20 protein-coding genes are annotated in these 21,537 nt (G+C 70.6%); 13 read left to right on the forward strand and 7 right to left on the reverse strand.

The genetic code is table 11. The annotated features are described in order from the left end of the window. Nucleotides 1-117: 117 nt before the first annotated feature. Both AC2SGK_RS08665 and AC2SGK_RS08670 read left to right on the forward strand, forming a co-directional pair. A complete protein-coding gene (locus AC2SGK_RS08665) occupies nt 118-3,633 on the forward strand; it encodes a TSCPD domain-containing protein (protein ID WP_488323181.1) in 3,516 nt (1,171 codons plus the stop codon). Nucleotides 3,634-3,799: 166 nt separating this feature from the next. Further along, nucleotides 3,800-5,230 carry a mannose-1-phosphate guanylyltransferase/mannose-6-phosphate isomerase gene (locus AC2SGK_RS08670; RefSeq protein ID WP_488323182.1) on the forward strand — a complete coding sequence of 477 codons (1,431 nt, stop codon included), beginning with the start codon at nt 3,800-3,802 and terminating at the stop codon, nt 5,228-5,230. Here the strand turns inward: AC2SGK_RS08670 and AC2SGK_RS08675 are convergent. Further along, the gene (locus AC2SGK_RS08675) at nt 5,206-5,586 is read right to left on the reverse strand and encodes a winged helix-turn-helix transcriptional regulator (protein ID WP_488323183.1); all 381 of its coding nucleotides are present in this window, start codon (nt 5,584-5,586) and stop codon (nt 5,206-5,208) included. The genes AC2SGK_RS08670 and AC2SGK_RS08675 overlap by 25 nt on opposite strands. Nucleotides 5,587-5,668: 82 nt before the next feature. Here AC2SGK_RS08675 and AC2SGK_RS08680 point away from each other — a divergent pair, with 82 nt between their 5' ends. Next, nucleotides 5,669-6,487 carry an NAD(P)H-binding protein gene (locus AC2SGK_RS08680; RefSeq protein ID WP_488323184.1) on the forward strand — a complete coding sequence of 273 codons (819 nt, stop codon included), beginning with the start codon at nt 5,669-5,671 and terminating at the stop codon, nt 6,485-6,487. Here AC2SGK_RS08680 and AC2SGK_RS08685 read toward each other — a convergent pair whose 3' ends face one another. Then, nucleotides 6,488-7,234 carry a DsbA family protein gene (locus tag AC2SGK_RS08685; RefSeq protein WP_488323185.1) on the reverse strand — a complete coding sequence of 249 codons (747 nt, stop codon included), beginning with the start codon at nt 7,232-7,234 and terminating at the stop codon, nt 6,488-6,490. Nucleotides 7,235-7,377: 143 nt separating this feature from the next. On the opposite strand from AC2SGK_RS08685, the gene AC2SGK_RS08690 reads away from it, so the two are divergent. The 5 genes from AC2SGK_RS08690 to AC2SGK_RS08710 all read left to right on the forward strand — a co-directional run bounded on the left by AC2SGK_RS08690 (nt 7,378) and on the right by AC2SGK_RS08710 (nt 14,797). Further along, nucleotides 7,378-8,514 (forward strand): pyridoxal phosphate-dependent aminotransferase, encoded by a 1,137-nt coding sequence (locus AC2SGK_RS08690; protein ID WP_488323186.1) that lies wholly within the window; start codon nt 7,378-7,380, stop codon nt 8,512-8,514. Next, nucleotides 8,511-9,719: an N-acetylmuramoyl-L-alanine amidase gene (locus tag AC2SGK_RS08695; RefSeq protein ID WP_488323187.1), complete on the forward strand. Its 1,209-nt coding sequence runs from the start codon at nt 8,511-8,513 to the stop codon at nt 9,717-9,719. Before AC2SGK_RS08690 ends, AC2SGK_RS08695 begins: the two co-directional genes overlap by 4 nt. A gap of 71 nt (nt 9,720-9,790) precedes the next feature. Next, complete coding sequence (locus AC2SGK_RS08700; protein WP_488323188.1) at nt 9,791-12,340, forward strand: penicillin-binding protein 1A; 2,550 nt, start codon at nt 9,791-9,793, stop codon at nt 12,338-12,340. Between the two features lie 168 nt (nt 12,341-12,508). Continuing rightward, nucleotides 12,509-13,633, forward strand: a complete 1,125-nt coding sequence (gene prfB, locus AC2SGK_RS08705) for a peptide chain release factor 2 (RefSeq protein ID WP_488323189.1) — start codon at nt 12,509-12,511, stop codon at nt 13,631-13,633. A 99-nt stretch (nt 13,634-13,732) separates the two neighbouring features. Continuing rightward, a complete protein-coding gene (locus tag AC2SGK_RS08710) occupies nt 13,733-14,797 on the forward strand; it encodes a patatin-like phospholipase family protein (protein WP_488323190.1) in 1,065 nt (354 codons plus the stop codon). Here the strand turns inward: AC2SGK_RS08710 and AC2SGK_RS08715 are convergent. Genes AC2SGK_RS08715 through AC2SGK_RS08725 form a run of 3 tightly spaced genes read right to left on the reverse strand, consistent with a single transcriptional unit; the run spans nt 14,794 to nt 16,926 of the window. Then, complete coding sequence (locus tag AC2SGK_RS08715; protein ID WP_488323191.1) at nt 14,794-15,711, reverse strand: pseudouridine-5'-phosphate glycosidase; 918 nt, start codon at nt 15,709-15,711, stop codon at nt 14,794-14,796. The genes AC2SGK_RS08710 and AC2SGK_RS08715 overlap by 4 nt on opposite strands. Further along, nucleotides 15,708-16,586, reverse strand: coding sequence for a PfkB family carbohydrate kinase (locus AC2SGK_RS08720; RefSeq protein WP_488323192.1), 879 nt, complete (start codon nt 16,584-16,586; stop codon nt 15,708-15,710). Before AC2SGK_RS08720 ends, AC2SGK_RS08715 begins: the two co-directional genes overlap by 4 nt. After that, on the reverse strand, nt 16,570-16,926 hold the full coding sequence (locus tag AC2SGK_RS08725; protein WP_488323193.1) for an ArsR/SmtB family transcription factor: 357 nt from the start codon (nt 16,924-16,926) through the stop codon (nt 16,570-16,572). Before AC2SGK_RS08725 ends, AC2SGK_RS08720 begins: the two co-directional genes overlap by 17 nt. 194 nt (nt 16,927-17,120) lie before the next feature. On the opposite strand from AC2SGK_RS08725, the gene AC2SGK_RS08730 reads away from it, so the two are divergent. From AC2SGK_RS08730 to AC2SGK_RS08750, 5 genes are all read left to right on the forward strand, one after another. Then, a complete protein-coding gene (locus AC2SGK_RS08730) occupies nt 17,121-17,495 on the forward strand; it encodes an AtpZ/AtpI family protein (RefSeq protein ID WP_411839196.1) in 375 nt (124 codons plus the stop codon). A gap of 2 nt (nt 17,496-17,497) precedes the next feature. Then, nucleotides 17,498-18,247, forward strand: coding sequence for a F0F1 ATP synthase subunit A (locus AC2SGK_RS08735; protein WP_488323194.1), 750 nt, complete (start codon nt 17,498-17,500; stop codon nt 18,245-18,247). Nucleotides 18,248-18,332: 85 nt separating this feature from the next. Next, entirely contained in the window at nt 18,333-18,569 is a 237-nt protein-coding gene (locus AC2SGK_RS08740; RefSeq protein WP_411839198.1) for a F0F1 ATP synthase subunit C, read from the forward strand. A gap of 75 nt (nt 18,570-18,644) precedes the next feature. Continuing rightward, nucleotides 18,645-19,280: a F0F1 ATP synthase subunit B' gene (locus AC2SGK_RS08745; RefSeq protein ID WP_411839199.1), complete on the forward strand. Its 636-nt coding sequence runs from the start codon at nt 18,645-18,647 to the stop codon at nt 19,278-19,280. Continuing rightward, nucleotides 19,277-19,846 (forward strand): F0F1 ATP synthase subunit B, encoded by a 570-nt coding sequence (locus AC2SGK_RS08750; protein ID WP_488323195.1) that lies wholly within the window; start codon nt 19,277-19,279, stop codon nt 19,844-19,846. The genes AC2SGK_RS08745 and AC2SGK_RS08750 overlap by 4 nt, the downstream gene beginning before the upstream one ends. A 58-nt stretch (nt 19,847-19,904) precedes the next feature. Here AC2SGK_RS08750 and AC2SGK_RS08755 read toward each other — a convergent pair whose 3' ends face one another. Together AC2SGK_RS08755 and AC2SGK_RS08760 are read right to left on the reverse strand one after the other, a co-directional pair. Beyond that, entirely contained in the window at nt 19,905-20,696 is a 792-nt protein-coding gene (locus AC2SGK_RS08755; protein ID WP_488323196.1) for a FadR/GntR family transcriptional regulator, read from the reverse strand. Nucleotides 20,697-20,789: 93 nt separating this feature from the next. Then, nucleotides 20,790-21,461 (reverse strand): YiaD family glycine zipper/OmpA-like lipoprotein, encoded by a 672-nt coding sequence (locus tag AC2SGK_RS08760; RefSeq protein WP_488323197.1) that lies wholly within the window; start codon nt 21,459-21,461, stop codon nt 20,790-20,792. Nucleotides 21,462-21,537: the final 76 nt, after the last annotated feature.

The raw sequence follows: 21,537 nt of genomic DNA on the forward strand, positions 1-21,537 counted from the left end.
GCCCTCCGTAAGGACCATCGCCGCATCCCCGAACCGACGGGCGGTCCGTCCGCCTGCGCCCCCCTTTGCGGGGGCCGGTCGCGGCTGCGCGCGGGGGATCGAAAGGACGGGGCAGGGATGAGGATCGAACGGCGCTTTACCACCCCGCGGGGCGGGGCCTATGGCGGCATCGCCTTCACCCGCAGCGGCGGCGCGCCCGTCGATCCCGACATGCCGGCCGGCGATGTCGCCGTGGAGCGGCCGCGCGGCTGGAGCCCGGCCGCGGGCGATGCCCTGGCGCAGGCCTGCCTGTGCCGCGGCGGCGTTCCCGCCCGCCTGAGGCCCGTGCCGGAGGCGGACGTTCCGGCCTTCCTGTGGCGCCACGAGGCCGACACGACCGCCCTGGCCGCGCTGCCCGAGGAGGAGCGCTTCGGCCCGGAGACCAGCGCCCGGCAGGTCTTCGACCGCATGGCGGGGGCCTGGACCTATTGGGGCTGGAAGGGCGGCTGCTTCGCGACCGAGGACGACGCCCGCGCCTATCGCGACGAGATGCGCCACATGCTGGCCCGCCAGATGGGCGCGCCCGACCTACCGCAATGGCTGCATGTCGGCCTGCACTGGGCCTATGGCATCGACGGGTCGGGACCGGAGGCGTTCCGCGTCGAACAACGCACGGGCCGGGTGGTGGCCGTCACGGGCGGGCATGAACACCCGCTGATCCAGTCGGGCGTCATCCGCTCGGCCGCGGGCGGTCGGGGCGATGCGGCCGCCGTCATGGCGCTGTGGAGCCGCGAGGCGCCCCTGACCGTGACCGCTATCGGCACCGATGTCGGCGGCCTGCCCGCCGCGGGCGAGGCGCTGCCCGGCGGCGGCGTCGCGGCCGGTCTGATGGAGGCGCTGCGCATCGGCGACCGCGCTGCGGGCGCGTTCCGGGCGGGCGGCGCGACCCGTCGCCGGGACCGTATGGTCGCCTGCGACATCGACCATCCCGAGATCGAGGCCTTCGTGGCCTGGAAGATGGTCGAGGAGCAGAAGGTCGCGGCCCTGGTCGCCGGATCGAAGCTGCACGAACGTGAGCTGAACGGCGTCTTCGCCGCCATCCGCGCCGGTGGCGGAGAGACGGACCCCACGGCCAACCCCGCCCTGCGCACCGCGATCCGCAGCGCCAGGCGCGCGATGATCCCCGATGCCTGCGTGCAGCGCGTGCTGCATTACGCGCGGCAGGGCTTCGACAGCATCGAATTCCCGACCTTCGACACCGATTGGGATTCCGATGCCTATGCGACGGTCTCGGGCCAGCACTCCGCCACCACGGTCCGGGTGACGGATGCCTTTCTGCGTGCGGTGCGCGCGGATGCCCCGTGGGCGCTGATCCGCCGCACCGACGGCCGCATCGCGCAGACGGTTTCGGCGCGCGATCTGTGGGACCGGATTGGCCATGCGGGCTGGGCCAGCGCCGATCCGGGCGTGCAGTTCGCCGATACGGTCGACGCCTGGCACACCTGCCCGCAGGACGGGCCGATCCGCGCGTCGGACGCGTCGGGGGCCTGCCTGTTCCTGGAGGACACGGCCGCGCCCCTGGCCGTGCTGAACCTCATGGCCTTCTGGCGGGACGGGCGGTTCGATGCCGTGGGCTTCGCGCATGCCGCGCGCCTCTGGACGCTGACGCTGGAGATCGGCGTGCTGATGGCGGGCTTCCCCGATCGCGCGACCGCGCGGCGCAGCCACGACTTCCGCCCGGTGGGGCTGGGCCATGCCAATCTGGCCGGGCTGCTGATGGCGATGGGCCTCGGCTATGACAGCGATGCGGGCCGCGCGGTCTGCGGGGCGCTGACGGCGGTCATGACCGGCACCGCCTATGCGACCAGCGCGCGGATGGCCGCGGATCTGGGCGCCTTTCCCGGCCACGCCCGCAACGCCGATGCGATGCTGCGCGTGATCGCCAACCACCGCGCCCTGGCCCATGGGCAGCCCTGCGCGGGCTTGGCCAATGCCCCCATGGCGCTGGATGCCGCGAACTGCCCCGATGCGGGCCTGGTCGATCTGGCCCGCGCGGCCTGGGACGAGGCACTGACCCTGGGCCGCGCGCACGGTTTCCGCAACGCGCAGACCACCGCCATCGCGCCCGCAGGCCCGGTCGGCCTGATCCTGGATTGCGACGCGCCCGGCATCGAGCCGGGGGTCGCGCCGGTCACGTTCCGGGCCGGGGCCGATGGCGCCCCCGTCAAGGCGATCAACCGCCTGGTCCCCGCCGCGCTGGACAGGCTGGGCTATGCCCCCGGCCAGATCGCCCGGATCGTGGCCCATGCGGTGGGCCACGCGACGCTGGCCGGATGCCCCGGCATCAACCACGCGTCGCTAGCCGGTCACGGCTTCGGCCGGGCCGAGATCGCCGCGATCGAGGCCGCCCTGCCGGAGGCCTTCGACATCCGCTTCGTCTTCAACCAATGGACGCTTGGCGAGGATTTCTGCCGTCGCACCCTGGGCATCCCGGCAGAGCGGCTGGCCGATCCGGGCTTCGACCTGCTGTGCCATCTGGGCTTCACGCCGGCGCAGGTCGATGCGGCCAACGACCATGTCTGCGGGACGATGACGCTGGAGGGCGCGCCGCTGCTGAGCCAGGCGCATCTGCCGGTCTTCGACTGCGCCACGCCCTGCGGGCGGACCGGCAGGCGCGCCCTGTCGGTCGAGAGCCGCATCCGCATGGCCGCGGCGGCGCAGGGTTTCGTCTCGGGCGGGATCGGCCGGACGGTCGCGCTGAGCGCGGAGGCCGACATCGCGGACCTGCTGGCGGCGCACGCGCTGGCGCATGATCTGGGCCTCAAGGCCAGCACGCTGCACCGCGACGGCGCGCGTCTGAGCCAGCCGCTGGTCGATGCGCTGATCGACGATGACGAGGCCGCCGAGGAGGCGCTGGCCCATGGCTCGACCCATGAGCGGGCGCGCGTGCTGGCCGAGAAGGTCGTCATCCGCGAGGCGGCGCGCCGCCACCGCGAACGGCTGCCGCAGCGCCGCAAGGGATACACCCAGAAGGCCGTCGTCGGCGGGCACAAGGTCTATCTGCGCACCGGCGAATATGACGATGGCGGTCTGGGAGAGATCTTCATCGACATGCACAAGGAGGGCGCGGGCTTTCGGGCGATGATGAACAACTTCGCCATCGCCGTGTCGGTGGGCCTGCAATACGGCGTGCCGCTGGAGGCGTTCGTGGATGCCTTCACCTTCACCCGCTTCGAACCCGCGGGGGTCGTGCAGGGCAATGACAGCATCACCGCCGCGACCTCGATCCTGGATTATGTGTTCCGCGAGCTGGCCGTCAGCTATCTGGACCGCACCGATCTGGCCCAGATCGCGCCCGAGGGCGCGCGCTTCGACGATCTGGGCGGCGGCCGGAACGAGGGCCGACCCGTCGCCCCGGCCGAGCTGAAGTCGCTGACCCTGCTCAAGCGGATCAGCAGCGCGGGCTATCTGCGCCAGCGGGTGCCGCAGGTCCTGATGGGCAGCGCGGCGCTGGCCACGGCGACCATGCCGGTGCTGGATGCGCGCACCCGGGCGCGGATGGCAGGATACGAGGGCGATCCCTGCACCGCCTGTGGCCGTCACACGATCCGCCGCGATGCTACCGGCCCGCGCTGCGACGGCTGCGGCGGCTGACGGACCCGCGCGCCACAGGACCCGCGGGTTTCGGACGAGTTTTCTGCAACATCATGTGGATATCGTTCCGTTTGCGGGTTACGTCGGTAGGATGGTCCGGCCCCGACCGGGGCCACCGGCGGTTTTGGATAGGTTGCGCGGGCCGGCAGGCCCCGGGGGGTATTGCATGACGATCATTCCGGTGCTGATGGCGGGCGGTTCGGGTACGCGGCTGTGGCCTGTGTCGCGCAAGAGCTTTCCCAAGCAGTTCGCGGCCCTGACGGGCGACGAGACGCTGTTCCAGGCTTCGGCTCGGCGCCTGTCGGGCCAAGGCTTCGCCGCGCCGATGGTGATGACCAATTCCGACTTCCGCTTCATCGTGGCCGAACAGCTGGAGCAGGCGGGCATCGCGCCCGGCCGCATCGTGATCGAGCCGTCGGGCCGCAACACCGCGCCCGCGATCCTGGCGGCGGCGCTGATGGCCGCGGCGGACGATCCGCAGGCGCTGCTGCTGGTCGCGCCCTCCGATCACGTCATCCCCGACCGCGCGGCCTTTGCCGCAGCCGTTGCCCAGGGGGCCGAGGCCGCGGCGCAGGGGCGCATCGTGACCTTCGGCATTACCCCCGACCGCCCCGAGACCGGCTACGGCTATCTGGAGCTGGCGGGGCAGGGCGACGGGCCGCAGCCCCTGGCGCGCTTCGTCGAGAAGCCCGATGCCGACAGCGCTGCCCGGATGCTGGACGAGGGCAATTATCTGTGGAACGCGGGCATCTTCCTCTTCCGCGCCGACGTGATGATCCAGGCCTTCCGCGACCATGCGCCGGCCTATCTGGACCCGGTCGGCCGCGCCGTCGATGAGGCGCAGACCGATCTGGGCTTCCTGCGCCTGGCCCGGGCCCCCTGGGCCGAGGCCGAGGATCAGTCCATCGACTATGCCGTGATGGAGAAGGCGTCGAACCTGACGGTCGTGCGCTTTTCGGGGCGCTGGTCCGATCTGGGGGGCTGGGACGCGGTCTGGCGCGAGGCCTTGGGCCAGGCGCCCTCGGATCGGGGCGTGGTGACGGATGCGCGCTCGACCGCGATCGACTGCCGCGACGTGCTGCTGCGCTCGGACAGCGATGAGGTCGAGGTGGTGGGCATCGGCCTGACCGACGTGATGGTGGTGGCGACCTCGGATGCGGTGCTGGTCGCGGACCGGGGCCGGGCGCAGGACGTGCGGCTGGCCGTCTCGGCGCTCAAGGCGCGCAAGGCCAAGCAGGCCGAGGCCTTTCCCCGCGACCACCGCCCCTGGGGCTGGTTCGAGACGCTGGCTTTGGCCGACCGCTTCCAGGTCAAGCGCATCGTGGTGAAGCCCGGCGCGGCCCTGTCGCTGCAGAGCCATGTGCACCGGTCGGAACACTGGATCGTGGTGTCGGGCACCGCGCGGGTGACGGTCGACGACCGCGTGACCCTGGTGACCGAGAACCAGTCGATCTATGTCCCCCTGGGCGCCGTCCACCGGATGGAGAATCCGGGCAAGGTGCCGATGGTCCTGATCGAGGTCCAGACCGGCAGCTATCTGGGCGAGGATGACATCATCCGCTACGAGGACGTCTACGCCCGCAGTTCCGCCGACTGATCGGGCAGCAGCGCGGGCAGCGTGACCTCAACCCAATCGGCCAGCGCCGCGACATGGGCGGCGGCCTCCTGACCTAGGGGGGTCAGCGAATATTCCGTCTGCGGCGGCACCACCGGATAGGCCACGCGCAGCACCAGCCCATGCGCTTCCAGACGTTTCAGCGTCTCGGCCAGCATCCGCTCGCTGACGCCGCCCACGCGGCGGCGCAGCGCGCTGAAGCGCAGCGTGCCGTCGCGCAGCACCATCAGCACCAGGACGCCCCATTGGCTGGTGATCGCGCGCAGCACCGCGCGCGACGGGCATTGAGGCGCCAGAAGGTCGCCGCGCCGCAGATGATCGGTCAGGCTGTCGGGCATCGTATACTTACCTTTCTGTGCGTACTTACGGAAAGTAAGCGGATGCGCCATATCTGACAAGACCTCAATGACGGAGCATCCGATGACCCTTGCCATCACCGGCGCCACAGGCCAGCTGGGCCGCCTTGTCCTCAACCGACTTGCCACCATGGGCCAGTCCGCCATCGGCTTGGCGCGCAGGCCCGGCCCCGATCAGCGCCTGTTCGACTATGACCGCCCCGAGACCCTGGCCCCGGCGCTGGCGGGCGTCGACAGCCTGCTGCTGATCTCGGGCAGCGAGATCGGCCGCCGCGAGGCCCAGCACCGGGCCGTGATCGAGGCCGCCGTCGCGGCCGGGGTGCGGCGCGTGGTCTATACCAGCGTGCTGCATGCCGACCGCTCGATCTTGTCCTTGGCCGAGGAGCATCGCCAGACCGAGGCGATGCTGGCGGCCTCGGGCCTGAGCGTGACCATCCTGCGCAACGGCTGGTATCATGAGAACTACCTGGCGGGCATTCCTGCGGCGCTGGACCACGGGGCGCTCGTCGGATCGGCGGGGCAGGGGCGCATCGCCTCGGCCGCGCGGGCCGATTACGCCGATGCGGCGGTGGCGGTGCTGACCGGCGCGGGCCATGACGGCCGGACCTATGAGCTGGCGGGCAGCCCTGCCTGGACGCTGGCGGATCTGGCGAAGGAGATCGGCCGCCAGACCGGGCGCGACATCCCCTATCTCGATCTGCCCGAAGGCGACTACGCCGCGATCCTGGCGCAGGTCATGCCGGAACCGCTGGCGCAGGCCTATGCGGGGTTTGACGCGGCGGCCGCGCAGGGGGCGCTGGACGGCGACGGCGCGGTGCTCTCGCGGCTGATCGGGCGGCCGTCGCAGCCGCTGGATCAGGCGGTCCGCGCCGCGCTGGCCTGATCACATGGTCTCGCGGATCTGGGCGATGGTCTGGGCCACGCCCGCCCGCGGAACCCCGCGCAGCATCTGGTCGCCGATCACGAAGGTCGGCGTCCCCTGGATCGCCATCGCCTGCCCGAGCGCCTGGTTCGCGGCCAGAACGGCGGTCACGTCGTCGCTGTCCATGCGCGCCATGACGGCGGCCGCATCGACGCCGATATCGCCCGCGATCTCCTCCAGCGCGGCGGGCGTGGCGGGCGTGCGCAGCACCATCAGCGCGTCATGCGCCTTGGCATAGGCCTCCGGCCCCGCCTCCTGCAGCACCGCGATGGCGAAGCGGCTGGAGCGGATGCTGTCCTCTCCCAGAATCGGAAATTCCTTCAGGATCAGGCGGATGTTGCCATCTTCCTCGACCGCGTCATGGACCTCCTGATTGAACTGCCGGCAGACGCCGCAGCGATAGTCAATGAACTCGACCATGGTCAGGTCGCCGTCGGGGTTGCCGCCGACCCAGCTGGCCTCGTCCTCGAACAACTCGGCCTGATATTGCTGGACCAGCTGCAGATCGGTCGTGGCGGCGTCCTGGGCCTGACGGTTCTCTAGGACGTTGATCGATTCGATCAGCACCTCGGGGTTCTCCATCAGATAGTCGCGCACCGCCGTACCGAACGCCTCCTTCTCTTCAGGGCTCATGGCCGAGATGTCGAAAGCCGCGGCGGGCGTTGAGAGGGTTGCCCCCAGCAGCAGGGCGGCGGTCAGGCGTCTCATGGGTCGGTCCCCTTGCATTCTGTCGCGCAGAGAGTGGACCGGGCGGCGGCCCAAGGCAACCGCGACCCGGACACCTTGACGTGTAAAGAACTGGAGCGCGGCGCCGTGCCGCGCTATCACGGCCCAAAAAGCGAGGCCGAGCCATGAGACACTCCCTGCGCGGACAGGTGGACCCGTTCATCGTGATGGACGTGATGGAGGCGGCCGCGCGCGCCGAGGCCGCCGGTCGCCATATCATCCACATGGAGGTCGGCCAGCCCGGCACCCCCGCCCCCGAAGGCGCGCGCCGCGCGCTGGCGCAGGCGCTGGAGCAGCCCCTGGGATATACCGTGGCCCTGGGCCTGCCCGCGCTGCGCCAAGGGATCGCGGATCTCTATCGCCGCTGGTACGGCGTCGATCTGGACCCCGCGCGGGTCGTGGTGACGCCCGGCAGCAGCGGCGCCTTCATCCTGGCGTTCTCGGCGCTCTTCGATGCGGGGGACCGGGTGGCGATGGGCTTTCCGGGCTATCCCAGCTATCGCCAGATCCTGCGCGCCATGTCGCTGACCCCCGTGGGCATCCCGACGCGCGCCGAGGACCGCTATCAGCCGCGCCCGGAGGATCTGCCCGATGATGCGCATGGGCTGATCCTGGCCTCGCCCGGCAATCCGTCGGGGACGGTGCTGACCGTGCCCGAGCTGTCGGCCCTGACCCAGGCCGCCGCCTCGCGGGGCATGGCGGTCATCTCGGACGAGATCTATCACGGGCTGTCCTATGGCGACCGCTGCCATTCCGCGCTTGAGGTGACGGATGAGGTTCTGGTCGTAAACTCTTTCAGCAAATACTTTTCCATGACAGGGTGGCGGGTCGGATGGATGGTCGTGCCGCCCGATATGGTGCGCACGGTCGAGCGTCTGGCCCAGAACCTGTTCATCTGTCCGCCCCATGCCAGCCAGGTCGCGGCGCTGGCGGCGCTGGACTGCATCCCCGAGGCCGAGGCCAACCGCGCCGTCTATGCCGAGAACCGCCGCCTGATGCTGGAGGGGCTGCCGCGCGCGGGCTTCGACCGCATCGCCCCGCCCGAGGGGGCCTTCTACATCTATGCCGACGTGTCGCATCTGACCGACGACTCCGTGGCCTTCGCGGCCGAGATCCTGGAGGGTGCCGGCGTCGCCGTCACGCCGGGTCTGGATTTCGACCCCGATCGCGGCGCGCGTACGCTGCGCTTCAGCTATGCCCGCGCCACCGCCGACATCGCCGAAGGTCTGGCGCGGCTTGCGGCCTTCATGGCGGCGCGATGAGGTTTCTGGCGCTGATCCTGCTGCTGCTGGGGGGACCGGTCCTGGCGCAGGACCCCGCGCGGCTGGCGCTTGGCGGATCGGCGCTGACGCCTGCGCCGCAGGGCTGGTGGCAGCGCATCTTCGGCCCGGAACCGCTGGCGCTGTCGCTGGCGCTGGACCGGCCCGTGCCGTGGCGGGTCTTTCTGGTCGGAGAGCCGGCGCGGCTGGTGGTCGATCTGAAGGGCGTCGATCTGTCGGGGCAGGACCCGGCGCAGCTGTTCGGCGCGGCGCTGGCCCCGGCGATCCGGTGGGGGGGCGTGCAGGGCGGCTGGTCGCGGCTGGTGATCGAGTTGCCCGGCCCCTTCCGCGTGGCGCGCGCGGGCATGCGCACCCAGGGCGCGGAGGCGCGCCTGTCGATCGCGCTGGACCCGGTCGCGCCCGAGGATTTCGCGCCCCGCCCCTCGGCGGCGGCCGCGCTGCGCAACCTGCCCGATCCGTCCGTCCTGCCCGAGGCGCCGCCGCCGGGCGGGCTGGTGGTGACGCTGGACCCCGGCCATGGCGGCTTTGATCCCGGCGCGCAGGCCGGCGGCGAGACCGAGGCGCATCTGGTTCTGGGCTTTGCCCAGGAGCTGCGCCGGGCGCTGGAGGCGCGGGGCGTCACCGTCGCGATGACGCGCGAGGATGACAGCTATGTCCGGCTGGAGGACCGCATGACGGTCGCGCGCGCCTCGGGATCGCGGCTGCTGCTGTCGCTGCATGCCGACGCGCTGCCCCAGGGACAGGCGGCGGGGGCCACGGTCTATGTCTGGACCCCGGCCGCCGACGACCGCGCCGCCGCGCAGCTGGCGCTGCGACATCAGCGCGACGACCTGCTGTCGGGGATGGATCTGAGCGGGCAGGACGACGGGCTGGCCCATGCGCTGATGGATTTCGCGCGCACCGACACCCAGCCCCGCTCCGAGGCCTTCGCGCGGCTCCTGACCTCGCGCATGGCGCTGCGGGGGATCGTGCTGCACGGGCGGCCGGTGCAGGGGGCGGCGTTCTCGGTGCTCAAATCGCCCGACATCGCGTCGGTCCTGCTGGAGCTGGGCTTTGTGTCCGACCCGCAGGACCTGGCCAACCTGACCGATCCGGACTGGCGGGCGCGCATGGTCGAGGCGGTGGCCGAGGCCGTCACCGGCTGGTGGCGGGACGAGCAGTCGCGGGCCGGGCTGCTGCGCCGCTGAGGGGCAAGCTTGCTTTGACCGGGGGGCCGCGCGGCGCTATAGACGGGCCGTAACCTGAAAGGCCCCGACCCGTGCTTCGACCCATCCTGTCCTTCTTCGGCGCGATCTTCTCCTGGGTGGTCACGGGGGTGTTCTTCGCGGCCCTGACGGTCGGCGGGATCTTCTGGATCTATTCGCGCGACCTGCCCAGCCACGAGACCCTGGCGCAGTATTCGCCCAAGACCATCAGCCGCGTCTATTCCGCAGAGGGCCAGCTGATCGACGAGTTCGCCGAGGAGCGGCGCATCTTCGTGCCCATCGACGAGGTGCCCGACCTGATCAAGCAGGCCTTCGTCAGCGCCGAGGACAAGAACTTCTACAGCCATCCCGGATACGACCTGCGCGGCATCCTGGGCGCCGCCTACGAGGCCGCGGCGACCGGCGGCTCCAGCGTGCGCGGCGCCTCCACCATCACCCAGCAGGTGATGAAGAACTTTCTTCTGTCCAGCGACCGCAGCGTCGAGCGCAAGGTCAAGGAGCTGATCCTGGCCGCCCGGCTGGAGCGGACGCTGACCAAGGACCAGATCCTGGAGCTATACCTGAACGAGATCTTCCTAGGCCAGAACAGCTTCGGCGTGGCCGCCGCCGCCCAGACCTATTTCAACAAGTCGCTGTCCGAGCTGGCCCCGCACGAGGCCGCGATGCTGGCCGCCATGCCGCAGGCGCCGGGCCGCTATCACCCCGTCACCGCCAAGGAGCGGGTGACCGAGCGGCGCAACTATGTGCTGCGCGAGATGTGGCAGAACGGCTATATCGACCAGGCGACCTACGAGGCCGAGGCGGCGCTGCCGCTGCGCTCGGTGCAGAACGGCGACTATCCGTCCTTCCGCCGGTCGCTGCCGCCGCGCGACTATTTCACCGACGAGATCCGCCGCCAGCTGAGCCGCGAGTTCGGCCAGGAGGAGTTCTTCGGCGGCGGCCTGACAATCCGCGCCACCGTGGACCCCGACCTGCAGGCCGAGGCCGCCTCGGCGCTGCAGACGGCGCTGGAGGATTACGACCGCAACCGCGGCGTCTGGCGCGGCACCGGCGAGGCGATCGAGGCCGGGCTGCTGACCGACGAGGCCGCCTGGCGCGGGGCGCTGTGGGACCTGCGCCTGCCGCGCGACATTCCGGGCTGGCACCCGGCCGTGGTGCTGGAGATGGGCGCGTCCGACGCCCGCATCGGCATCGAGGGCATCGAGGAGGATGCCGACGGCCACTGGATCCCCGCCGCCGATGTGCAGTGGGCGCGTCCGCTGGACCGCGAGACGGGCCAGCTGGGGCCGCGCGCGCAGGTGGCGGACGACCTTCTGGACGTGGGCGACGTGGTGCTGGTGCGGGCCATGACCAGCGACGCGGATGGCAGCTTCATCCGCTGGACCCTGCGGCAGGTGCCCGAGGTGCAGGGCGGCTTCATGGCGATGGACGTAAACACCGGGCGCGTGCTGGCGATGCAGGGGGGCTTCAGCTACGAAAGCTCGGTCTTCAACCGCGCCACGCAGGCGCAGCGCCAGCCGGGGTCGTCCTTCAAACCCTTCGTCTATGCCGCGGCGCTGGACAATAACTACACTCCCGCGACGATCGTCGTGGACGAAGCGATCAGCATCAACACGCCCCAGGGCCTGTGGGAACCCAAGAACAGTTCGGGTCGCTATTACGGCCCCACGCCGCTGCGCACCGGGATCGAGCAGTCGCGCAACCTGATGACCATCCGCATCGCCGACGACATCGGCATGGAGCGCGTGGCCGAATATGCCGAGAGCTTCGGTGTCTATGACCGGCTGTCGCCCTTCCTGGCCAACGCGCTTGGCGCGCAGGAGACGACGCTGTTCAAGATGGTCGCGGCCTATGCGATGTTCGCCAATGGCGGCGAGCGGGTCGAGCCCACGCTGGTCGACCGCGTGCAGGACCGCCGCGGACGCACCGTCTATCGCCACGACCAGCGCGTCTGCCGCACCTGCGACATGCGGGTGATGCCCGCGGGGCAGGTGCCGGTGATCGACACGAACCGCGAGCGGGTGATGGATGCGGTGACCGCCTATCAGCTGACCTCGATGCTGGAGGGGGCGGTGGAGCGCGGGTCGGGGTCGGGCGTGGACCTGCCGGTGCCCATCGCGGGCAAGACCGGCACCACGAACGATGCCAAGGACGTGTGGTTCATCGGCTATTCCAGCAACATCGTCGCGGGCTGCTATCTGGGCTACGACCAGCCCCGGTCCCTGGGCGAGCGGGCCTTCGGGGGCACGCTTTGCGTGCCGGTCTTCAACGCCTTCATGCGCGAGGCGGTGGCGGAGTATGGCGGGACCGAATTCACGGTGCCGCCTGGCGGATACTGGGTCAAGATCGACCGCGTGACTGGCCGGCGCCTGCCCGACGACGCCTCGGGGCCGAACGTCATCGCGGAATATTTCCGCGAGGGGACCGATCCGGACTGGCTGGCGCCCTATGTCGTGTCGGGTTTCGGCGACGACGTCGTGATCCTGCCTTGGGAGGCCGGCGATACCGGCGGCGGGCGCGCGATCACCACCTCGACCGGCGAGAGTCGGGTCATACCGGGGCGGACCGATTTCGGGACCATGTCCTCGGGCGGGCTGTACTGACGGGCACGCGCGCCCCGTTTGCGTCCCGCGACGGGCGGGGGGCTGACTGCCCCCCGCACCCCCCGTTCACCGCACGCCGCGACCGTGGCCCCCGGCGGGCCGGTCTTGCCCAAGGGCGCGCGGCGCGGTATCACCCCGGACCTGACGCCTGACCGAAGGAATCCGCCCATGCGCGCCGAGACGCAGTCCACCATCGAGGCCATCCGCCGTTCCCTGACCCTGCTGGGTCAGCGCCTGGACTGGACCACCGCGCCGCATCGTCTGGAAGAGATGAACGCGATGATCGAGGATGGCGACCTGTGGTCGGACCCCGCCCGCGCGCAGAAGCTGATGCGCGAGCGGCAGTCGCTGTCGGACGCGATCGAGACCTATCGCCGGATCGAGGACGACCTGTCGGCCAACGCCGAGATGGTCGAGCTGGCCGAGGCGGAGGGCGACGCGGATCTGGTGGCCGAGGCCGAGGCGAACCTCAAGGCCCTGGCGCAGATGGCCGCGCAGAAGGAGCTGGAGGCGCTGTTGAACGGCGAGGCGGATGCCAACGACACCTTCCTGGAGATCAACGCCGGCGCCGGCGGCACCGAGAGCTGCGATTGGGCCTCCATGCTGGCGCGCATGTATGTGCGGTGGGCCGAGAAGAAGGGCTATGAGGTCGAGCTGCTGTCCGAGACCGGCGGCGACGAGGCGGGCATCCGCAGCGCCGCCTACAAGATCACCGGGCACAATGCCTATGGCTGGCTGAAATCCGAATCCGGCGTGCACCGGCTGGTGCGGATCAGCCCCTATGACAGCGCGGCGCGGCGGCACACCTCGTTCAGCTCGGTCTGGGTCTATCCGGTGGTGGACGACAACATCGAGATCGACATTCCCGACCGCGACATCCGCATCGACACCTATCGTTCGTCGGGCGCGGGCGGGCAGCACGTGAACACCACCGACTCCGCGGTGCGGATCACCCACCTGCCGACGGGCATCGTCGTGACCAGCTCCGAGAAGTCGCAGCACCAGAACCGCGCCAACGCCATGGCCGCGCTGAAGTCGCGCCTGTACCAGATGGAGCTGGACCGCCGGAACGCGGAGATCAACGCCCAGCACGCCGCCAAGGGCGATGCGGGCTGGGGCAACCAGATCCGCAGCTATGTCCTGCACCCCTATCAGATGGTCAAGGACCTGCGCACCAGCGAGGAGACCAGCGACACCCAGGGCGTGCTGGACGGCGATCTGGACCGCTTCATGGCCGCGACCCTGGCGCTGGACGTGGCGGGCAAGTCGCGCGCGGAGGCGAATGCCGACTGACCGGCGCTGATGCCGCAGCGCGGCGCGGATCGCGGAACTTGCCCTGATACCCGTCGCTTGTATGATGCTGCATCTGCATCATCGGCCGGAGGCGCGGGCATGGAGACCAAACGCATCAATCTTGCGCTGCAGGGCGGGGGCGCGCATGGCGCCTTCACCTGGGGCGTGCTGGACCGCCTGCTGGATGAGGACTGGCTGGAGTTCGCGGCGATCAGCGGCACCTCGGCCGGGGCGCTGAACGGGGCCGCGCTCAAGGCGGGGCTGGCGACCGGCAAGGGCCGGGCAGGGCGCGTCGCCGCGCGCGAGAACCTGGACGCGCTGTGGTCGCAGGTCGGCTCCAAGAGCGACAATCGCGTGGTGCGCTGGATGCAGTCGCTCATGCCCATGCCGCGCGGGATGCAGCGCTGGACCGAGATGGTCTCGCCCGCCGCCTGGATGGACAACCTGACGCGGCTGTTCAGCCCCTATGATTACGGCCCCTTCTATGCCAACCCGCTGGAGACGCTGCTGCGCGACCTGCCCTGGCCCGACTTCGGAACCGATCGCGGGCCCGCGCTCTATGTGGCGGCGACGAATGTGCGGACCGGGCGGATCAAGGTCTTCACCGGGGCGCAGGTCACGCCCGATGCGGTCATGGCCTCGGCCTGCCTGCCCACGCTGTTCCGCGCGGTCGAGATCTTCGACCCCGATACCGGGCAGATCGAAGCGTTCTGGGACGGGGGCTATGCGGGCAATCCGGCGCTGTTCCCGCTGTATCGCGCCAGCCTGCCGCGCGACATCCTGATCGTGGCGATCAACCCGCTGATGCGCTGCGAATTGCCGCGCAGCCCGGTGGAGATCTCGGACCGCGTGAACGAGGTCAGTTTCAACAGCAGCCTGATGAACCAGCTGCGCGCCATAAACTTCGTCAAGCGCCTGTTCGCGCAGGGAAAGATGGATGACGACGCGATGAAGAACGTGCTGATCCACCTGATCGACGACGACCGGCTGATGACCGATCTGTCGGCACGCTCCAAGCTGATGCCTCGTCCGGGCTTGCTGGCCGCGATGAAGGCGGCGGGTCAGCAGGCCGCCGACACGTTCCTGTCCGAGCATGCGGACAAGCTGAACAGGGCCGACAGCTTCGATCTGGCGGCCCTGTTCCCGGCGCAGCGCGTGGTCTAGGCCATCGCGGCGGCGATGCGCGCCGCCAGCCGCGCGTTGTTCAGCACCAGCGCGATGTTGCTCTCCAGCGAGCGGCCCTCGGTCAGCTCAAAGATGCGGCCCAGCAGGAAGGGCGTCACGGCCTTGGCGGCGATGCCTTGGGCCGCGGCCTCGGACAGGGCCTGCTCGATCACGGGCATGATCAGGTTCTGCGGGATCTCGGCGTCCTCCGGGATCGGGTTCGCGACCAGCTGGCCGCCCTTGAGGCCCAGGGCCGCGCGCATGGCGGCGGCGGCGGCGATCTCCTCGGGGCTGTCCATGCGCAGCGGCGCGCGGATGCCCGAGGCGCGCGACCAGAAGGCCGGCAGCTCGTCCTGGCCATAGGCGATGACCGGCACGCCAAGGGTCTCCAGCACCTCCCAGGTCTTGGGCAGGTCCAGGATGGCCTTGGCGCCCGCGGCCACGACCGTCACGGCCGTCTGCGCCAGCTCCTGCAGGTCGGCCGAGATGTCAAAGCTGTCCTCGGCCCCGCGATGGACGCCGCCGATGCCGCCGGTGGCGAAGACCTTGATGCCCGCCAGCTGGGCGCAGATCATGGTGGCCGCCACCGTGGTGGCCCCCGTGCGGCCGTTCGCGATGCAGACGGCCAGGTCGGCGCGGCTCAGTTTCATGGCCTCCGCCGGAGGGGTCTGCGCCAGGGCGCGCAGGGCCTCGGGCGTCAGGCCGATGTGGATCCGGCCGCCCATGACGGCGATGGTCGCGGGGACCGCGCCGCCCTCGCGGATGGTGGCCTCGACCTTCTCGGCCATCTCCAGGTTCTGGGGCCAGGGCATGCCATGGGTGATGATGGTCGATTCCAGCGCCACCAGGGGCCGGCCGCGATCCAGCGCGTCGCGGACCTCGGGGGCGAAGGTGAGGGGGGCAGTCTGGGTCACGGGACATCCTTTCCTGAGACATGCGCGGCCGAGGCCCTGACGGCCTGCCGCAGCGCCGCGTCGCGCGGCATTTGCTTGAGTTCGGCGGCCAGATGGGCCGCGAGGAAGCAGTCGCCCGCGCCGGTCACGCGTTCCACGGTGACGGCGGGGGGCTGATGGGTCAGCGTGGGACCGCCGGCGATCGCCTCGGCCGCGGGGTTCGGGCCGTCGGTGACCAGCACGCGGGCGGCACCGCGCGCCACCACGGCCTCCGCTGCGGAGGCGGCGTCGGGGCACGCGCGCCCGGCCAGGATCTCGGCCTCCAGCCGGTTCAGGTAGAAGCAGCCGCGCCGCGCCGCGATCAGCGGCTCAAGGCGCTCGGCCTTGCCGGGGCTGGCGGGCACCACGCGCAGATCGGCGCGCATCAGACGCGGATCGCGGGCGATGGCCGCCAGCAGTTCCTCGGTCAAGTTGCCGTCCAGGACCACGGGGCCGGTCCAGGCGGGCAGGGCGTCCAGCGGCGCCAGGATCGCGGCGCCGGCCAGCTCCAGGCTGAGCGCGTCGGCCACGGCGGCGATCAGCCCCTCGCTGTCCTCGATCGCCATGTAGCAATCGGTGGGCAGGCCCGCGTCGCGGGTCAGGTGGTCGGTCATCACGCCGAGGCGCTGCGCCTCGGCGATCAGGCCCTCGCCCTCGGAATCGCGGCCCACGGCTGACAGGACCGACGGCGTCATGCCCCACCGCGCCAGCGCGACGGCCACGTTCAGCGCGACGCCGCCGGGCAGGTGCCGGATGCGGCCCGGCACGTCGGCGCCGGGCGCCATGCGGCGCGGCGCGCGGCCGATCACGTCCCACAGCATCGCGCCGATGCACAGCACGTCAGGCGTCTTGGTCATCGTCATCCCCCAGCTGCAGCCGCAGAAAGCGTTCGAAATCGTCCAGGTCCACCGGGTCGAACTGACCGAAGCCCTGCATCCAGACCGAGGCCTGGCGCATTCCTCCGGGGTCCAGCATGCACCAGGTGATCCTGCCGCGCCGCTCTTGCCGGATCAGGCCCGCAGCCGCAAGCACCGAGAGATGCTTCGAGATGGCCGCGAGGCTCATGGCAAAGGGTTCCGCCACGTCGCTGACCGCCATGTCGTCCTCCAGCAGCATGGACAGCACCCGCCGCCGCGTCGGATCGGCCAGCGCGGCAAAGATCAGGTCCAGCCGTTCGGGCGGATCGGGCAGGGTCATGGGGCTCTCTGGCATGGGGACGGTCAACCGGGCGGTTGAATAATGTCCGCAGCCTGCCAGGAATGCAACCCCGGCCGGATTCGCGCCGGATCGCGATTGTCGCGCCTTATCAATGGGATGCAATCGTCCCCGCACGCCTTGACTTGAACCGCCCCAGCCCCTAGACAGCGCCCAACGACGATGGGGCGACACAGATGGCCGACAAACCCCGGGGCGACGCGGACCGACAGGCGGATGCCGACCGGTTGCAGGCCCTGGAGGCCAAGCTGGCCGCCCTGACGCCCAAGCCCTCCGGCCCTTCGCCGATGGGCAAGTACGAACAGGCGAACCTCGCCTGGCGCATGGTGATCGAACTGGTGACCGGCCTGGGGCTGGGCTTCGTGTTCGGTTACGGACTGGACTATCTGCTGGGCACGACGCCTTTCCTGATGGTGCTGTTCATCTTTCTGGGCCTGGCGGCCGGCGTCAAATCCATGATGCGCACCGCCGGCGAACTTGACAGGACATCCGGCGCCTCGCCGGAAGGCGACAAACCCGGCCCTGCGCCGGACCGTGACGAAAGGGACTGATCGTGGCGACGGAAGAGACTGGCGGCGGCCTTGAATTCCACCCGATGGACCAGTTCGTGGTCTCGCCGCTGTTCGGTGACGGACCCGTGGCCTGGTACACCCCCACGAACGTGACGCTGTGGCTGGCGCTGACGGCGCTTGCCTCCATCGCGGTGCTGGTGCTGGGCACGCGCGGCCGCGCCATCGTGCCGAACCGTGCGCAGTCGGTGGCCGAGCTGGCCTACGGCCTCGTGCACAAGATGATCGAGGACATCGCCGGCAAGGACGGGCTGCGCTACTTCCCCTACATCCTGACGCTGTTCATGTTCATCGTCTTTGCCAACCTGCTGGGCCTGGTGCCCATGGCCTTCACCACCACCTCGCACATTGCGGTGACGGGCGTGCTGGCGCTGGCGGTGTTCTTCGGCGTCACCATCATCGGCTTCGTCAAGAACGGCGCGCATTTCCTGGACCTGTTCTGGGTGCGCTCGGCGCCGCTGGCCGTGCGTCCGGTGCTGGCCGTGATCGAGGTCATCAGCTACTTCGTGCGTCCGCTGTCGCTGTCCATCCGACTGGCCGGCAACATGATCGCGGGCCATGCCGTCATCAAGGTCTTTGCGGGCTTCGCGGCCATCGCCGCCGTCGCCCCCGTCGCCATCGTCGCGGTCGTCGGGATGTATGCCTTCGAGGTGCTGGTCGCCATCGTCCAGGCCTATGTGTTCACCATCCTGACCTGCGTCTATCTCAAGGATGCGCTGCACCCGTCGCACTGAGGCGACGACCCGCAGCCCCTGCGCGGTCCCTGCCGGGACCGCATCCACCACGATCGCCAATCTTCCAACCGCAAGGAGAAATACCATGGAAGGCAATATCGGAGAACTGGGCCAGTACATCGGCGTCGGCCTGACCGCGTTCGGCATGGGCTTCGCCGCCCTGGGCGTGGGCAACGTCGCCGGCAACTTCCTGGCCGGTGCCCTGCGCAACCCGTCGGCCGCCGCCAGCCAGACCGCCACGCTGTTCATCGGCATGGCCTTTGCCGAAGCCCTGGGGATCTTCTCGTTCCTGGTCGCGCTTCTGCTGATGTTCGCGGTCTGATACCCGGCCATCCTTGCGGCGGGGTGGGGGCCTGTCCCCCGCCCCTTCGTTCGTTCAAAGGCCATGGGGTAGGATATGTTCAGCCTGTTGCAAGAGGCCGCCACCACCGCGGTCGAAACCACTGAGGGTGCGATCGTCGTCGACGACGCCGCGACCCACGGCGCCGATGCCGCGACCCACGGGGTCGATGCAGCCGGTCACGCCGCCGAAGCCGCGGGCCTGCCGCAGCTGGATATCACCACCTTCGGCAACCAGATCTTCTGGCTGGTCGTCACGCTGGTGGTTCTGTATCTGGTCCTGTCGCGTGTGGCGCTGCCGCGCATCGCGGCCGTTCTGTCGGACCGCCAGGGCGCCGTCACCGGCGATCTGATGGCCGCCGAGGAATTCAAGCTGAAGGCCCGCGAGGCCGAGGCCGCCTATGACAAGGCGCTGGCCGATGCCCGCGCCGAGGCGCAGTCGATCGTGGCCCGCAACCGGGCCGAGATCCAGGCGCAGCTGGACGCGGCCATCGCCAAGGCCGATGCCGAGATCGCCGCCCGCACCGCCGAATCCGAGGCCCGCATCCGCGAGATCCGCGCGTCGGCCGATGTCAGCGCCCGCGAGGTCGCCCGCGATGTCACCGCCGAACTGGTCCGCAGCTTTGGCGGGCAGGCGGATGATGCGGCGGTCGGCGCCGCGCTGGACGCGCGCATGAAGGGGGCCGTGCAATGAACCGTCTGATCGCATCCCTGGCCGCCTTCGGGCTGGCCTCCGGTCCGGCCCTGGCCGCGCCGGGAGAATACGGGTTCTTCTCGCTGCGCAACACGGACTTCATCGTGCTGCTGGCCTTCCTGACCTTCATCGGCGTGCTGGTCTATTTCAAGGTGCCGGCCCTGCTGGGCGGCCTGCTGGACAAGCGCGCCGAGGCGATCCGCGCCGACCTGGACCAGGCCCGCAGGCTGCGCGAGGAAGCGCAGGAGATCTATGCCAGCTACGAGCGCCGCCAGCGCGAGGTGAAGACCCAGGCCGAGCAGATCGTGGCCAACGCCCGCCGCGAGGCCGAGGCCAACGCCGCCAAGGCGCGCGAGGACCTGGACCGGTCGATCCAGCGTCGCCTGCAGGCGGCCCAGGACCAGATCGGCAGCGCCGAGAACGACGCCGTCCGCGCCGTGCGCGACCGGGCCGTCGCGGCCTCCATCGCCGCCGCGTCGGAGATCCTTACCGCGCAGGTCCGGGCGGGCAACCGTTCGGCAGGCATCGACGACGCCATCGCAGACGTGGCGCGCCGCCTGAACTGACAGATCATGGACAGTGATCGAAGGGGCCCCGCCGGTGCGACCGGCGGGGCCCCTTTCGTCATGGCGCCCGGTTGCTGAGTCGCAGCCGCGCGGTCGCGGCATCGTCATCGGCGCGGCGCTGGACCGACAGGGTGCGCGCCACCAGGTCCAGATGCTCCTCCAGTGCGGCCCGCGCGCGCGGCCCGTCGCGCGACTGCAGCGCGTCGTTGATGCCGATATGCTGGTCCAGAAGCCGGTCGCGCAGCTCGGGGCTGGCGAAGATGCGTGGGCGGTTGAACAGCATCCCCTGACGCAGCAGGTCCTGCATCGCGCGCATCATGTGCAGGGCGATCAGGTTGTGGCTGGCCTCGACGATGGCCATGTGGAAATCGGCGTCCAGCGCGGCCTCGGCCTGCGGGTCGGGGCTGGCATGGGCATGGCGCATCGCCTGCACGATGCGGTCCAGCACCGCCAGGTCCGTCTCGCCCGCGGCGGTCGCGGCGCGTTCCGCGGCCAGCCCCTCCAGATCCTTGCGGAAGGTCAGATAGTCGTCGGCCGCGCGCGGATGGCGCGCCATCAGCCGCACCAGCGCGGGCGAGAAGGCGCTGCCCAGCACGTCGGCCACTGACACGCCCGAACCGGGGCGCGTCACCAGCAGGCCGTCCGCCTGCATCCGCGCCAAGGCCTCGCGCAGCGAGGGGCGGCTGACGCCCATCCGCTCGGCCAGCTCACGCTCTCCGGGCAGGCGCTCTCCGGGGCGCAGGATGCCCTGCACGATCAGCGCCTCGATCTGGGCCACGACCGCGTCGGACAGGCGGGCGGCGTCAATGGGCCGGAAGGGGCTGGGCGGGGAGGGGTCGTCGTGGCTCATGGCGGCAATCCGGATGGGGTGGCCGCACCCTAGCCCGACGCGACAGGGCCGGGCAATGGCCCGGCCCTGCGCAGAACTATAGTGAACCGGCCGTTACTGGGTCGGACGGATCAGGATCTCGACGCGGCGGTTCTGCGCGCGGCCGGCGGCGGTGTCGTTCGAGGCGATCGGCTGGTTGAAGCTGGCCCCGATGGCCGAGAGGCGGCCCGATGCGACGCCCGCTGCGGCCAGGATGCCCGCGACCGACTGCGCGCGGCGCTGCGACAGGTCCTGGTTCAGCGCGGCGCTGCCGGTGTTGTCGGTGTGGCCCACGACCTCGACGCGGCTGTTTGGATACTGGTTCAGGTTGCGCGCGACGGCATAGAGGTCGGTCTGCGCCGGACCCGACACCGCGGCCGAACCGCTGGCGAACAGGATGCCCTCGGGCAGGATGACCTGCAGGTAGCTGCCGCGGTTGATGATCTGCACGTTCGGGTTGCTGATCGACTGTTCCAGAGCGGCGGCCTGGCGGTCCAGGATGTTGCCCGCGACCGCACCGGCGGCGGCACCGATGATCGCGGCGCGGGCGGCGTCGCGGCCCTGGTTGTTGCTGTCGCTGTCGCGCGTCGCGCCGTAGAGCGCGCCCACGGCCGCACCGGCCAGCGCGCCCTGCTGGGTGCGGCTCATCCCGGTCGCGCCGGTGCCGGTGTCGGTCATCGCCGGCGCGCAGGCGCCCAGGAGCGTCAGGCCGCAGACGGCGAGGAGGGAGGTCTTGCGCAGGTTCATCGTCATGTCCCTTTCGGTGGATGGGCGCGACGGCGCGCCCAAGTCTGTCGTGATCCGGGGCCCGGCCGCGCGCGGG

The sequence above is a fragment of the Paracoccus sp. NIOT.M2S5SZ12 genome, assembly GCF_057748165.1.